The organism is Rhizobium sp. CNPSo 3670, from assembly GCF_057784555.1.
The window spans coordinates 36,232-49,579 of sequence record NZ_JBXSOL010000032.1 but is presented as its reverse complement, the minus strand read 5'-3'; the positions used below and the strand labels follow the sequence as shown (position 1 = coordinate 49,579).

Here is a 13,348-nt window from a genome sequence, read left to right as displayed (position 1 = left end):
AGAAACATTGGCCTACCCTCAATAACCAATTTTGGATGAGGGAATGATGCAGCTTCGATCTCGGCGCCCTCGCGACCGAATTGCGGCGGCGGATTGCATTTGTTACGGCTTATTCGTGGCGGCAGGATCGCCGTACCGAGGCTCAGGTAGTTGCGGCGAGCGATGTCCTGGCCTGTCGTCTGCTACTGATATTGCCGAGCTTCGGCCTGGTTCAATTCCCGGACGTCCGTCATTTCTAACCGTACCCTCCCTGACGCCCGATACGCGCCGGCATCGGATCGGGAGGAGGATTAGGCTGAGCTAAATCCCGCCGCAAGCGTGCTTGGCTGCGGAGCGCTTCGACCGTGCGCCGCAAGCCGCGCCGAAATGGAGAGCGGGTCGGTTTGCCAGTGCGGCAAAACGATCAATAAGAATCATTGCCGCCATCACGCCTTTGCGCTTGAAATGCCGTCATACATTGGACATAGAGCTAACCGCAGAACTCCGGTCCCGGCTTTCTGCCCGTTTCAACCAATAGGACCGATATCATGGCCTTCCTTGCCGATGCTCTTTCCCGTGTGAAGCCTTCAGCCACCATCGCCGTCTCCCAGAAAGCGCGTGAGCTGAAAGCGAAAGGACGCGACGTCATTGGCCTCGGCGCAGGCGAGCCGGATTTCGATACGCCAGACAATATCAAGACAGCTGCCATCGACGCGATCAACCGTGGCGAGACGAAGTATACGCCGGTTTCCGGCATCCCTGAGCTGCGCAAGGCGATCGCCGCCAAGTTCAAGCGCGAGAACGGCCTTGAATATTCCTGGGAACAGACGATCGTTGGCACCGGCGGCAAGCAGATCCTGTTCAACGCCTTCATGGCGACTCTGAACCCGGGCGATGAGGTCGTCATTCCGGCGCCCTACTGGGTGTCCTATCCGGAGATGGTGGCGCTCTGCGGCGGCACGCCGGTGTTCGTTTCGGCTACCCAGGAGCATAACTTCAAACTCCAGCCTGCCGATCTCGAAAAGGCGATCACCCCGAAGACGAAGTGGTTCATTTTCAACTCGCCGTCCAACCCGACGGGCGCGGCCTATACGCATGCCGAGCTGAAGGCGCTGACCGATGTGCTGATGAAGCATCCGCATGTCTGGGTGCTGACCGACGATATGTACGAGCACCTGACCTATGGCGACTTCAAATTCGTCACGCCCGTGGAGGTCGAGCCCAGCCTGTATGACCGCACGCTGACAATGAACGGCGTCTCCAAGGCCTATGCGATGACCGGCTGGCGTATCGGCTATGCCGCAGGCCCGCTCCAGCTCATCAAGGCCATGGACATGATCCAGGGTCAGCAGACCTCGGGTGCCACGTCGATCGCCCAGTGGGCGGCTGTCGAAGCGCTGAACGGCACCCAGGACTTCATCCCGGCGAACAAGAAGATCTTCGAAGGTCGCCGCGACCTCGTCGTCTCCATGCTGAACCAGGCCAAGGGTATCGTCTGCCCAGTGCCGGAAGGCGCCTTCTACGTCTATCCGTCCTGCGCCGGCCTGATCGGCAAAACGGCGCCGTCGGGCAAGGTCATCGAGACGGACGAAGATTTCGTTTCCGAGCTTCTGGAGTCGGAAGGCGTCGCCGTCGTTCACGGCTCCGCCTTCGGCCTCGGCCCGAATTTCCGCATCTCCTATGCGACATCGGAAGATCTGCTTGAGGAAGCCTGCCGCCGCATCCAGCGCTTCTGCGGCGCTTGCAAGTAAAGCGAACCGCGACAACATCGATTCAAGGCCTGCCGGTGATGGTAGGCCTTTTATTTATCCGGCGTTGATGGTGTAGCTGCATGTGGATACATTTGGCATCATGAAGACCGTTTCGATCCGTGACGCGAAGAACCGCCTGACCGAGCTTGCCCGCGAGGTCGAGGCAGGCGAGACCATTGTCGTCACCGCTTCGCCGTGGCGAAGCGATAAGTGCGTCCGGCGATTCTGAAGTCTTGCAGATTTGCCAGGCAAATCTGCGGGAGGGTTGGCCGAAACGGGCCGGCTGATCGACCGGCCGGCTTGGCCGTAGATCTGGGCTACGACGCGCGCCGGCCGATCGACCATCCAACTCCGTTAGAGCCAACAGAATGCTGCAATCTGACCAGGAAAGGCTCTAAGCTCACATCCCGATTCAACACGTTGCCGTATTGAATCCGCTTCGCCTCGCAAGTTGTTGAATTCCGATTCAAAAGGTGACGCGGAGTGCCGGTAGGGCGGGTGATCTGCGGTTGCGGGCGGACGCCAAACCAACTAGATATCCGGCATCAAGTTCAATTTGGCGCTTCGGGGGGCCGGATTTTGCAGCAGAGTGCCGTCATCGTCTGTTCTGACGTTAACATGCTCCCGGCCGCCTGCTGCACTCTGCTTTCCGTCAAGCGCAATCTTACGAATGCCGGTGTAGAGTTCCTGCTTCTCGGCATCGACCTCAAGCCGCACGAGGTCGCCGAGGTCGATAATTTTGGGCGGCTTCACGATATGGCGATCAGGGTGTTGCCCTATAAGACGCCAGATCCCGGCCTCCAGGCGCGAGGCCGCTGGTCCGCCGCCACGCTGGCGCGGCTCTATATGGATCGGGATATACCAGGCCATGTCGAGCGCCTGCTTTACCTCGATGCCGACGTGCTGGCGGTTGCGCCGGTTGATGAACTCTTCACCCTTGATTTTCAAGGCAAGGCGCTTGCCGCCGTTGACGACTATGTCATGGCCTTTCCCGAGAAATCGGGCGCGCGCCAGCGCAAGATCGGCATGGGCGAGGGCGGCCGCTACTTCAATGCCGGCGTATTGCTGTTCGACTGGTCGGCTTGCCGAGCGAGGGGGCTCTTCCCCAGAACCCGGGAAATCTTCGAGCAGCGGTCGCACCTGTTCGAGAACAACGACCAGGATGCGCTGAACGTCACTTTCGACGGCGACTGGCTGGTGCTCCATCCGCGCTGGAATACGCAGACGGGCCTGCTGCCTTTCGTTGATCGGCCGGCCATCTTTCATTTTACCGGCCGCAAGAAGCCGTGGCAGGCGAACGTCCCCTGGGCGCACCGGCGGATGGCCAATCGTTATGCCGAAGATCTTCGCAACACAGCGTGGACGTCCTTCTGCAGGCAACCGTCGACGACGGACCGAGTGGCGGGCTTCCTCTCGCATGTGGGAAAGCAGATCGGCGGCCTGACGCGGCTTGCCCGGATGCGCGCCTATTTCAGCAACAGCTAGTCGGGCGGGCCGAGCGCATCGTCTTTGGAAAGTGCATGTGAGCCGATATGGAATCAATCCCCAGCGATAACAAGGCTACGACCGCTCCGGATGGCGGCTTCGATTTCCTGACGCCGGACGCTTGGAAGGCGCTGTTGTCGGGCTACTCCCATATCGTGCTAATAGCAAATAGCGAGGCGGTCGATCTCGAACGGCTGCGGAGCGAATTGCCGGAGACGGCGCTCTACGTCTTCTTCAACAAGGTCTATAAGGTGCTCGACGAACCCTTCGTCGGCCATTCCATGCTGGTTGCCCGCAGCGACGTGATGGGCGCCCATATCGTCCACCGGCGCGAAACGGCGGATGTCTTGCGCTTCTTTGGCGGCGACGATTTCCTCGGCGTCGTCAATATCCGGGTCTCCGTCGAGGAAAATTTCAGCGAAACGAGCCGCTTCGAAGGCGCTAAAGCCCGTCACCTCGATCTGACGCAAATGCTCGCCGATCTCTATCCGATCGGCAAGATCGCGACGAGCGGCTTTGCGGTAGCGTTGTGGCTCGCCGATCTGCAGTTGCCGGGCAAGATCCTGCTTGCCGGCTTTTCGGCGAAGCGGAGCGAGAAGTGGAAGGTGTTCGACGTTCACGATTGGACATTCGAGCAGATTTTCCTGCGTCTCTTTGCGCGAATGGGTTCGATCTCGATGATGGGCGGCGTCGATGCCAGCCCCTATTCGGCGCTTGCCAAACGGTTTCCCGAGGTGCCGCCGATCGAGATCGCGATGACCGCGGCTGAAGTCTTGTCGGAGCGGCTCGACAATACGAACAGCCAGATCGACAGGCTGATGTCCGTCACTAAATTCATCCGCGCCGTCGATAATTTCTTTCGGCGGTTCAAACCGAAAACCCGCAAGCAGCGTTTTCTCGAAAAGTCGAAGGGATGACTATCGCAGGCCTTAGCTAACAGGCGTGGGTGGCGAAGAAAGCTGTTGCCGATGCTGGCGATCAAGGTGGACAATGGAACAACAGAACGTCCGAATATTTGTGGGATTCGATCCCAAGGAAGTGGTCGCCTACCACGTTCTCGTGCAGAGCATCATCGAGAAGTCGTCGATCCCGGTCGAGTTCTCGCCCATTGCGCTCTCCAATCTTGGCAGGATTTTCACCCGCCAGCGCAACGCGCTGCAATCCACGGAGTTCTCCTTCTCGCGTTTCCTGACGCCATATCTCAGTGGTTATGAGGGCTGGAGCATCTTCATGGATTGCGACATGCTGATGCGTGCCGATATTGCTGAGCTTTGGGCATTGCGCGACGAGCGTTACGCCGTCATGTGCGTCAAACACGATTACCGGCCGAAGATCGACACCAAGTTCCTCGGCCAGACGCAGACCAAGTACGAAAAGAAGAACTGGTCGAGCCTCATCCTCTTCAACAATGACGAATGCCGCGCGCTGACGCCGGAATACGTCAATACCGCGACCGGGCTGCAACTGCATCAGTTCAAATGGCTGGAGAATGAAGACCTCATCGGCGAATTACCGGTGACGTGGAATTACCTCGTCAATGAATACGACTACCGCGAAGATGCCAAGAACGTCCATTTTACCGATGGCGGGCCATATTTCGAGGAATACAAGAACGACGATTACGCCGAGGAATGGTTCGCAGCCCGTGAACGCCTGCTCTTCGCCCAACAGCCTGCCTAAACAGCCTGTTCCGTCCCTTCTCCGCGGGGAGGGAGGCCTCAGAGCCCCAGCGCCGTCAGCATGACGAAGGTGGCGAAGAGGATGAAATGTGTCATGCCCTCGATGGCGTTTGTCTCGCCGTCGTTGAGGTTGATCGCGGCGGCAATCAAGGTGATCGTCACCATCACCGTCTGCACCGGGGTCATCGCCATGATGAAGGGCTGGCCGGTATAGAGTGCGATCGCCTCCATCACGGGCACCGTCAGGATCACCGTCGATAGCGAGGCGCCCATGGCGATGTTGACGGTCGCCTGCATTCGATTCTTGAGCGCCGCCCGCAAGGCGGTCAGGATTTCGGGGGCGGCCGAAATCGCCGCGACGACGACGGCCGTGACCGCGATCGGCGTGCCGCTGTCGCGCAGGCCTTCGGTCATGAAGGCCGACATGAATTCCGCCAGCATGCCGATAATGACGACTCCGACGAGAATGGTGGCGATCGAGACGGCCGCCGGTCCGTCGGCGCCGTGTCCGTGGTGACTTTCCTTCTTCCGCTCGGAGCGCGGGTAGCTGTAGCTGAAGAAATAGCTGTGCTGGCCGACCTGCATGCGCAGGAAGAGGCCGTAGAGAGCGATCATCGCGATGATGGTGAAGGCGGAATAATAGTGCCACTTATCGCTCGGCACGAATTCCGGCACGATCATCGAAATGCCCATGGCGGTGAGGATCATCACGCCGTAGGTCTTGCCCGAATTGTCGTTGTAGGGCTGCTCCCCATGCTTGAGGCCGCCGAGGAGAGCTGCGAGACCGAGGATGCCGTTTATATCCAACATCAGGGCCGAGTAGATCGTGTCGCGCACGAGGGTTGGCGAGCTCTCGCCCCTCATCATGATAGCGAGAATGATGACTTCGACGGCGAGGGCTGAAAGTGTCAGGATCATTGTGCCGTAGGGATCACCGACCTTGACGGCGAGCAGTTCGGCATGATGGGCGACGCGGATCGAGGCGAGTACGATGGTGGCGACGAGTGCTGCGGCGGCGACGAGCGCCAAGCCGCGCCCCATTTCCATAACCGCATGCTCCAGAAGGTGGGCGGTCAGCGCGACGACGAGTGCGGTGACCAGGAACTTCTCCTCTTTAAGGCGTGACGCGATGCCCAAATCTCAGCTCCCGTTGCGATTCACGCTTTTAAGTAAGTCACTGATTTCGGATGGGAAGCAAGCGGCGGCACTCTGCTATTTGCAGTCTTGGGCGTTTAATGGAATACTGACGCCCTCGGGGCCGGAAAGCAGATCGCGGCGTCCTCGAATTCTCGTCACGCGGCCGCGATGATCCGGACCCTGTCCGGAAGCATGCGAATGCGCAACAAGATGATGAGGAGACGGATGCATGATCAAGGTGGTCTATGAAGTCGTGCCACATGACGGCGGTTGGGCCTACAGGCTGGGAGGCGTCTATTCCGAGGCATTCCCGACCCATGCCGAGGCGCTCGAAGCTGCGCGCATCGTCGCGGCCGAACAGCAGGTCGGGGGCGATTCCGCCGAGATCAGCTGGCAGGACGAAAACGGCAAATGGCATGAGGAATATGCCGAGGGCGGCGACCGACCGGAAACCGAGGTGGTCGACGGCTTATGGCAGGAGCGTATGGCCGGAGCCTCGCAGAGCGCGGGACGTCAACCCTAAAGCGCGTCGCGATCTTTCAAATTCGCTTGCTGCGTTTTGGGCCTTTGTTTCGCGCATGCCGTTATCGCAAAATCGCGCACACTTTTGCGCGACATGATCTATCCCTTCAATGCCCGCGTGACGATCGTGTCGACAAATTCGCGCTTCTCAGCGGTATAACGATCGCCGTCCATTCTGAATTCGGCTGCCAGCCTGCGTTTGAGCGCGGCATAATCGGCCGCCGCCTCCGGATGTGCGATGAGATAATCCCGGAAAGCCAGCCTGTTTCGATGCGTGCCGTTGCCGGCCCGGCAAAGGTAGACCCGCTCCGCCGGCGACGAATCTCTCGACAAAAATGCCCAAACCTCGTCGTCGTAGCGATTGCCGCGCGGCTCGTAATTTTCCGAGAGAAGCACCTGCGTCGCAGGTTCGATATGCTCCAGACCGGGAAGAACGATGTCGATATCGATGAGCGACTTGGCGGTCATATCAGGTATGGCGGTGCTGCCGACGTGATCAATGGCGAGCGCCTGCGGAAGCAAGGCCAGCAGCCTGGCTCGGATGCGCTGGAAAGCTTCCGGCCATTCCCTGTCATAACTCACGAGTTCAACCGGCTTGTGCATCGTCATCTCCATAGGAGCTGCGAGATTGCCATTGATTCTCACCAAAAATCGATCTCGTTTTTCTACTTACGCGCCGGTCGAGTGATGATGGTAGGCCCGGAGGCCCTTGACCAGCGCGTCGAACGTGGCGCGGCAGCGCGGTGAGGTCTTCAAGCTTTCGTGCATGACCACCCATGTGCCGAGCGGAATTTCGAACGCATCGGGAAGGACATGCACGAGGTCGGGGTTTTCCCGTGCCAGTCCGATCTGGCAGAGACCGATGCCGACGCCAGCGCGGATTGCAGAGAGCTGAGCAAGATTGCTGTCGGTCCTGTAGGCGAATTTGATGCCTTCGGGCGCCGGATAGCGTTTCATCACCATGCGGACGTAGGCCGTCTGCCGGTCGAAGCCGATGAGCCGGTGAGTGGCGAGGTCCGCCATGGTTTGCGGAATGCCATGCCGTTCGAGATACCGTCGGTGGGCGTGGAAGCCGATCGGGAAGTCGCCGATGCGGCGCACGATAAGAGTACGCTGCTGTGGCTCGGCCATGCGCACGGCGATATCGGCCTCGCGATTTACCAGATCTTCAATCGCATCGGATGCCGAGAGCTCGATGTGGAGTTCGGGATAGGCTTCCTGCAGCGGCCCGAGAATCCGAGGCAAGACTTCGACGGCGACGACCTCGCTGGCGCTGACTCTGACCGTTCCGGCTACCTTCTCTCGCTCACCGGATGCCGTGCGCAAAAGGGCAGCGACGGTTGCCGACAGCGTTTCGGCATAGGGTTTCAGCGCCTGTGCGGCGTCGGTCGGCAGGAGGCCGTTCGGCGACCGGATGAAGAGCTCGGCGCCGATCGCCTGTTCCAGAGCATCGACATGACGGCCTATGGTCGGCTGGGTCAGCCCCAGTTCGCGCGCAGCCGCCGAAAGCGACCCCTGCTGGAGCACGGTCAGGAAACTGCGGTAGAAATCCCAGCTTGGTTCGAGCGTCATATGTTTTTGTATAGCTAAGCCAGTTATTTCGTCAATTTCGTTTATCTGGAAGCAGGAGCATAGTCATCTCGTGCAATTGAAGGAGATGATTGCGATGAATGGAGAGATGAAGATCACCGCACTGGTTCTCGGCGCGACCGGCGGCATCGGCGGCGCGATCGCGCGCAAGCTTCTGGCCCGTGGCTGGCGCATCAGGGCGCTCAGCCGTGACGCCGCCAAGGCGTCGAAGAACGAGCCGGCATTCGAATGGGTGCAGGGCGACGCGATGAATGCCGGCGACGTGCTGGAGGCGGCTGAAGGTGTTGGCCTGATTGTCCACGCGGTCAATCCGCCCGGCTATCGCGATTGGGAAAGGCTGGTGCTGCCGATGCTCGACAATACGATCGCTGCCGCTCGCATCGCCGGTGCCCGCATCGTGCTGCCGGGCAACGTCTATAATTTCGGTCCCGATGCCCTGCAGTCGCCGACGGAGGAAAGCCCGCAGCGTCCCCTTACAAAGAAGGGAGCGATCCGGGTCGAGATGGAAAAGAGACTGAAGGCGGCTGCGCAATCGGGCACCGGTGCCATCATCGTCCGTGCCGGCGATTTCTTCGGTCCAGGCGCAACGGCCAATAGCTGGTTCTCATCGGGGCTGGTGACGCCGGGCAAGCCGGTCGGCACCATCAAGAATCCCGGGCGACGCGGCATCGGCCATCAGTGGACCTATCTGCCGGATATGGCGGAAACCATCGCCCAACTCATCGAGCGGGCCGATCGGCTGCCGTCCTTCGCCATCTATCACATGGATGGCTTCTGGGATGCGGATGGCATGCAGATGGCAGAAGCGATCAAGCGTGTCGCCGGCGGCAAGGCGAAGATCAGGCGGTTTCCTTGGTGGATCGTGCCGCTCGCCGCGCCTTTCATTCCGTTGATGCGGGAGATCAACGAGATGCGCTATCTCTGGAAAGTGCCGCTCAGGATGAACAACGCGAAGCTTGTGGCCGAACTTGGCGAGGAGCCGCGCACACCGATCGACGAGGCGGTAAGAGCCTCACTCGTGGCGCTCGGCTGCCTGCCCGAAGCGCGTCGTGACACCGCGGCCGCCTTTATCGGGCATGCACTGCAGAAGGCGCCTTAGGCCGCCAGCTCGGCCAGCGCGATGCGCGCGACCTTCAAGGCAGTCTCCGCCTGTTCGATATTGGGGTCGCCAAGAAACCAGGCGGCGGAAAGGCCGGAATAGGCGGCGATCCATTGCAGCAGCCGCTTCGGCTCCAGCCCCGCCTCCGCAGAGACTATGGCGAGCTGGCGGCGGAAGCGGGCGGGGTCGGTGATCGACGGTAGTTCCTCGTTGGCGAAGATATTGGCGAAATCGAAACCGCGCTCGCCGTGGAGCCGTTTCGGATCGATCGCCAGCCAACCCCGCTCCTCGAAATCGAGAATGTTGCCGTGGTGGATGTCGCCGTGGAGGACGGCGAGATCGCGCGGATCGGCAAGGAGGGCGTTGGCGATCGCAGAGCAATCGGCAAGCGTGCCGCCATGTTTGCCGGCGGCCGGCTCGAGATCACGGAACCAGCGGGTGAGGGGAATGGGATCGGGGAGCGGTCTTTCGCGCGGCGCATGCAGCCGCGCGGCGGTGCGGCAGAGAATGCGGCTCGCTTCGTCGTCTTCTCCGTCCATCGCCATGACAAGCAGGGAGCGTTTCCCGGTTGCCCTTTCCAGCAACACAGCGTCGCCTTCGTGTTCGTAGACATGAGCCGCGCCGTCGCCCTCCCACCACTGCATCAACAGTGCGCCGTATCGTTCGTCGATATCCGTCGCCACTTTCAGCATGGCGGGTCTCTCCTGCCAGAGGACCGGCAGCAGGCGGCTGGAATGGGTGATGATGGGCTCGCCGTCCGATATGAGCGACCAGCGATCGAGGTAGGGAGCAAACATGCATCCTATATAGGGATATTGAACGCAGAAATTCCATCTCTCGATGGGATTTCTGCGTTTGCAGAGAAAGTCTCGGCCGCCATGCGCGGCCTTGTGCCGAGCATCTGACCACCGCTATTGCTTGACAAGGAAACGCCCGTTTTCCAATCAATTAACTTGACCGGCGCAGCTCCTTGGCACATGGCGGAGGATGACGTCGCGGGGTTTGCGACGGTTGTCGGCAGCCTCAGGAAACCCCGCGTTCGGCCCGAATTTCTTGAAGCAGAAACCTCAGGCGACCTTTTCGAGGGTGGGATAGTCGAGGTAGCCCTTGGCGGTGCCGCCGTAGAAGGTCGATTGGTCAGGCGTGTTGAGCGGCAGGTTCTTTGCCAGCCTTTCGACGAGATCGGGATTGGCGATGAAGGGTTTGCCGAAGGCGATCAGATCGGCGCGGCCGCTTTCGGCGGCGTCCATTGCGAGATCGCGGTCATAGCCGTTATTGACCATCCAGCTGGCCTTGCCGCCGGCCTTCTCATAAGCCTGGCGCAGCGCCTTGTAATCGAAGGAGGGGTTGTCGCCCTGCCGGTAATCACGGTCGCCGCCGGTCTGGCCTTCGATGACGTGAATATAGGCGAGGCCGTATCTGGCCAGCCCCTCGACGACATGGGTGAAGGTCGCCTGCGGATTGGAATCGTAGCTTTCGCCAGAGGGCGTTACCGGCGAAATGCGGATTGCGGTGCGGCCTGCGCCGATTTCCTTCACGATCGCATCGACGACCTCGAAGGTGAGGCGGGTGCGGTTTTCGATCGAGCCGCCATATTGGTCGGTGCGGTCGTTGACGCCATCGCGGATGAACTGATCGAGCAGATAACCATTGGCGCCATGGATCTCGACACCGTCGAAGCCGGCGTCGATGGCGGCGCGGGCCGCCCTTCGGTAATCCTCGATGATGCCGGGAATTTCGGACGTTTCGAGCGCGCGCGGCTCAGAGGTATCGGCAAAGCTGCCGCTGCCGTCGGCATTGACCAGATAGGTCTTGGCCTTGGCGATACGATTGGTCGAGGAGACCGGCTTGCCGCCGTCCGGCTGCAGCGTCGTGTGCGAGATGCGGCCGACATGCCACATCTGGACGACGATCCTGCCGCCGGCTGCGTGGACGGCGTCGGTCACCCGCTTCCAGCCGTCGAGCGCTTCCTTGCTGTAAAGGCCAGGCACGTTGGCGTAACCCTGGCCCTGATGGGTGATCGCGGTCGCTTCGGTGATGATCAGACCCGCGGTGGCGCGCTGGCGGTAATATTCGACATTGAGGTCATTGGGGATAGCACCCGGCGAGCGGTTGCGGGTGAGCGGCGCCATGACGATGCGGTTCTTGACTGAGATGTCGCCAACCTTGGTGGGTTCAAAAAGCTTGGCCATGATGGTCCTTTCTTTTGCGGGAGGATCACTCTGCGGGGCGAGGGCGGCCCGGCCCTTAGCGGAGAGATAGGTGAACGCCGTCGCACCCAGGCTGATGAGGGCCATCAGGGCTGCGGCGAGTGGAACGCGGGTGACGAGAAGGGCATTCTAGAGATCCTGTGTCAGCTGCTTGAGGAAAGCAGCGATCGCTTCTTCGTTGCGCTTGTAGAAGATCCACTGGCCGACGCGTCTGGTGGTGACGAGGCCGGCGCGCTGCAGGGTTCCGAGATGAGCCGAGACGGTGGATTGAGATAGGCCGCAGCGCTCGAACTGGCTGGCGCAGACGCCCATTTCAAAGGGATGCTCCTGCGTGGGGAAATGTTCCTCGGGATTCTTCAGCCAGCTCAGAATGTCCATCCGGGTTGGGTGGGCGAGGGCCTTGATAATCTCGTCTTTGTCCATCGTTGTTTGCCGAACTATAAATCGTGTTTGAACGATATATTGATCGTTGAATGCCGATATGCAAATCACGGACACGTGAGGCGGCGGCTTTTGTCGATTGAGCAAATTTTGGGCAAAAAAAGAGGGCCACCGGAAAAACCAGGGCCCTTTGAATTGTGAAGGTCAATAACCTCCAGAGGGGAACAGCTAATGCGGTGGAACTGGGAGAGAAACCACGAAATGCATCAGCTGAGTTGGATATGGTGCTTCCTTAGGCAGGTTTCAATGCTTTTTTGTGCATGCCTGCTATGCGCCGCACAAATTTTTTGCGGCGCGGCATTTGTCGAGGCGGCAAGGCAAAAAAAGAGGGCCGCTGGAAAACCAGGGCCCTTATAAGTGTGAAGGTTCAAAAACCTCCAGAGGGGAACAGCTAATGCGGTGGAACTGGGAGGAAAAGCCACCATGTGCATCAGCTATGTGCGATATGGTGGTTTAATGGGCAAACGGCAACCCTCATTTGTGCATGCCAGTCATGCGCTCACCGCATAGTATGGAAATCATTCCATAAATCTGGCTTAAAAATTCCAGTTTCTGGCTTTGCTGACAATGAAATCGCGGAAAGCCTTCAACTTGGCGGCATTCTTGATCTCGTCAGGATAGCAAAAATACGTGTCGAACGACGGTACGTCGGCATTGATCGGCAGCTGAATAAGGCCAGGATCGCGGCCAACGATATAGTCCGGCAGGCAGGCAACGCCGATTCCGAGCAGGCAAGCGCGCTTGATCGAAGTCTGGCTGTTGATTTGGAGATGCGGGATCCGCTTGTTGTCGGACGAACGGCCAGCCACTTCGAGCCAGTTGACATCGAGCAGGTAACTCGGCGCCGGTTCGCCGAAGGTGATAATGCGGTGATTGTCGAGGTCCTCGATCTTCTGAGGTTCGCCATGGCGGTTGATGTAGGAAGGTGCTGCATAGACGTGCATGTGCACGGTGAAGAGCTTGCGCTGGATGAGGTCGGACTGCTGCGGTTGACGAAGGCGGATTGCGCAGTCGGCGTGGCGCATGTTCACATCCACTTCCTCATTGTCGAGGATGAGCTGGATCTGCACATCGGGATAAAGCTGCAGGAATTCCTGAATCTTGTCGGTCAGCCAGCCCTGGCCGAGGCCGACAGTCGTGGTGACGCGCAGCTTGCCGGACGGCGTCTCGGTCGTCTCGGTCAACTGCATCTTGACGGTTTCGAGCTTCAGCAGCACGTCATGGGCGGTGCGGTAGAGCAGTTCGCCCTGTTCCGTCAGGATCAGGCCGCGCGCATGGCGGTGAAACAGCTTGGTGCCGACATCCTGCTCCAGCGCGCTCACCTGGCGGCTGATGGCGGATTGGGACAGATGCAGTTTATCAGCCGCATGCGTGAACGAACCCGCCTCGGCAGCTGCGTGGAAGATACGCAGCTTGTCCCAATCCAATGGCATTCCCCCACCCCTCATGCCGGTT

Annotated in this window: 13 protein-coding genes and 1 pseudogene; 7 read left to right on the top strand and 7 right to left on the bottom strand. The window is 59.8% G+C overall.

Annotated features, from left to right (window positions below):
• Positions 1 to 527 precede the first annotated feature (527 nt).
• The 5 genes and pseudogenes from AC13QO_RS25230 to AC13QO_RS25210 all read left to right on the top strand — a co-directional run bounded on the left by AC13QO_RS25230 (position 528) and on the right by AC13QO_RS25210 (position 4,895).
• Positions 528 to 1,730: a pyridoxal phosphate-dependent aminotransferase gene (locus AC13QO_RS25230; RefSeq protein ID WP_285191462.1), complete on the top strand. Its 1,203-nt coding sequence runs from the start codon at positions 528 to 530 to the stop codon at positions 1,728 to 1,730.
• 100 nt (positions 1,731 to 1,830) lie between these two features.
• Positions 1,831 to 1,917: pseudogene (locus tag AC13QO_RS25225) on the top strand (type II toxin-antitoxin system Phd/YefM family antitoxin); the annotation flags it as partial.
• Between the two features lie 392 nt (positions 1,918 to 2,309).
• Positions 2,310 to 3,215 (top strand): glycosyltransferase family 8 protein, encoded by a 906-nt coding sequence (locus AC13QO_RS25220; protein WP_488542201.1) that lies wholly within the window; start codon positions 2,310 to 2,312, stop codon positions 3,213 to 3,215.
• A 47-nt stretch (positions 3,216 to 3,262) separates the two neighbouring features.
• The gene (locus AC13QO_RS25215) at positions 3,263 to 4,132 is read left to right on the top strand and encodes a 3-deoxy-manno-octulosonate cytidylyltransferase (RefSeq protein ID WP_488542200.1); all 870 of its coding nucleotides are present in this window, start codon (positions 3,263 to 3,265) and stop codon (positions 4,130 to 4,132) included.
• Between the two features lie 73 nt (positions 4,133 to 4,205).
• Positions 4,206 to 4,895, top strand: coding sequence for a glycosyltransferase family protein (locus AC13QO_RS25210; RefSeq protein ID WP_285191466.1), 690 nt, complete (start codon positions 4,206 to 4,208; stop codon positions 4,893 to 4,895).
• A 38-nt stretch (positions 4,896 to 4,933) separates the two neighbouring features.
• Here AC13QO_RS25210 and AC13QO_RS25205 read toward each other — a convergent pair whose 3' ends face one another.
• Positions 4,934 to 6,031 (bottom strand): calcium:cation antiporter, encoded by a 1,098-nt coding sequence (locus AC13QO_RS25205; RefSeq protein ID WP_488542199.1) that lies wholly within the window; start codon positions 6,029 to 6,031, stop codon positions 4,934 to 4,936.
• Positions 6,032 to 6,260: 229 nt separating this feature from the next.
• Here AC13QO_RS25205 and AC13QO_RS25200 point away from each other — a divergent pair, with 229 nt between their 5' ends.
• Positions 6,261 to 6,554, top strand: a complete 294-nt coding sequence (locus AC13QO_RS25200) for a DUF2188 domain-containing protein (protein WP_085778883.1) — start codon at positions 6,261 to 6,263, stop codon at positions 6,552 to 6,554.
• A gap of 98 nt (positions 6,555 to 6,652) precedes the next feature.
• Here the strand turns inward: AC13QO_RS25200 and AC13QO_RS25195 are convergent, their stop codons facing one another.
• On the bottom strand, positions 6,653 to 7,162 hold the full coding sequence (locus AC13QO_RS25195; RefSeq protein ID WP_488542203.1) for a GrpB family protein: 510 nt from the start codon (positions 7,160 to 7,162) through the stop codon (positions 6,653 to 6,655).
• 60 nt (positions 7,163 to 7,222) lie between these two features.
• Positions 7,223 to 8,125 carry a LysR family transcriptional regulator gene (locus AC13QO_RS25190; RefSeq protein WP_488542198.1) on the bottom strand — a complete coding sequence of 301 codons (903 nt, stop codon included), beginning with the start codon at positions 8,123 to 8,125 and terminating at the stop codon, positions 7,223 to 7,225.
• Between the two features lie 94 nt (positions 8,126 to 8,219).
• Here AC13QO_RS25190 and AC13QO_RS25185 point away from each other — a divergent pair, with 94 nt between their 5' ends.
• Complete coding sequence (locus AC13QO_RS25185; RefSeq protein WP_488542197.1) at positions 8,220 to 9,242, top strand: NAD-dependent epimerase/dehydratase family protein; 1,023 nt, start codon at positions 8,220 to 8,222, stop codon at positions 9,240 to 9,242.
• Here the strand turns inward: AC13QO_RS25185 and AC13QO_RS25180 are convergent.
• The 4 genes from AC13QO_RS25180 to AC13QO_RS25165 form a co-directional block, all read right to left on the bottom strand.
• On the bottom strand, positions 9,239 to 10,039 hold the full coding sequence (locus tag AC13QO_RS25180; RefSeq protein ID WP_488542196.1) for an aminoglycoside phosphotransferase family protein: 801 nt from the start codon (positions 10,037 to 10,039) through the stop codon (positions 9,239 to 9,241). The genes AC13QO_RS25185 and AC13QO_RS25180 overlap by 4 nt on opposite strands.
• Before the next feature lie 270 nt (positions 10,040 to 10,309).
• Positions 10,310 to 11,434 (bottom strand): alkene reductase, encoded by a 1,125-nt coding sequence (locus tag AC13QO_RS25175; RefSeq protein WP_488542195.1) that lies wholly within the window; start codon positions 11,432 to 11,434, stop codon positions 10,310 to 10,312.
• Between the two features lie 147 nt (positions 11,435 to 11,581).
• Positions 11,582 to 11,875 carry an ArsR/SmtB family transcription factor gene (locus AC13QO_RS25170; protein WP_097596912.1) on the bottom strand — a complete coding sequence of 98 codons (294 nt, stop codon included), beginning with the start codon at positions 11,873 to 11,875 and terminating at the stop codon, positions 11,582 to 11,584.
• A 554-nt stretch (positions 11,876 to 12,429) separates the two neighbouring features.
• Entirely contained in the window at positions 12,430 to 13,326 is an 897-nt protein-coding gene (locus AC13QO_RS25165; protein WP_085778879.1) for a LysR family transcriptional regulator VtlR, read from the bottom strand.
• Positions 13,327 to 13,348 lie beyond the last annotated feature (22 nt).

Coding starts and splice junctions, on each gene's coding strand:
- AC13QO_RS25200 (WP_085778883.1), top strand. CDS start 6,261: ATGATCAAGGTGGTCTATGAAGTCGTGCCACATGACGGCGGTTGGGCC.
- AC13QO_RS25180 (WP_488542196.1), bottom strand. CDS start 10,039: ATGTTTGCTCCCTACCTCGATCGCTGGTCGCTCATATCGGACGGCGAG.
- AC13QO_RS25210 (WP_285191466.1), top strand. CDS start 4,206: ATGGAACAACAGAACGTCCGAATATTTGTGGGATTCGATCCCAAGGAA.
- AC13QO_RS25165 (WP_085778879.1), bottom strand. CDS start 13,326: ATGCCATTGGATTGGGACAAGCTGCGTATCTTCCACGCAGCTGCCGAG.
- AC13QO_RS25230 (WP_285191462.1), top strand. CDS start 528: ATGGCCTTCCTTGCCGATGCTCTTTCCCGTGTGAAGCCTTCAGCCACC.
- AC13QO_RS25185 (WP_488542197.1), top strand. CDS start 8,220: ATGAATGGAGAGATGAAGATCACCGCACTGGTTCTCGGCGCGACCGGC.
- AC13QO_RS25170 (WP_097596912.1), bottom strand. CDS start 11,875: ATGGACAAAGACGAGATTATCAAGGCCCTCGCCCACCCAACCCGGATG.
- AC13QO_RS25195 (WP_488542203.1), bottom strand. CDS start 7,162: ATGACGATGCACAAGCCGGTTGAACTCGTGAGTTATGACAGGGAATGG.
- AC13QO_RS25215 (WP_488542200.1), top strand. CDS start 3,263: ATGGAATCAATCCCCAGCGATAACAAGGCTACGACCGCTCCGGATGGC.
- AC13QO_RS25190 (WP_488542198.1), bottom strand. CDS start 8,125: ATGACGCTCGAACCAAGCTGGGATTTCTACCGCAGTTTCCTGACCGTG.
- AC13QO_RS25175 (WP_488542195.1), bottom strand. CDS start 11,434: ATGGCCAAGCTTTTTGAACCCACCAAGGTTGGCGACATCTCAGTCAAG.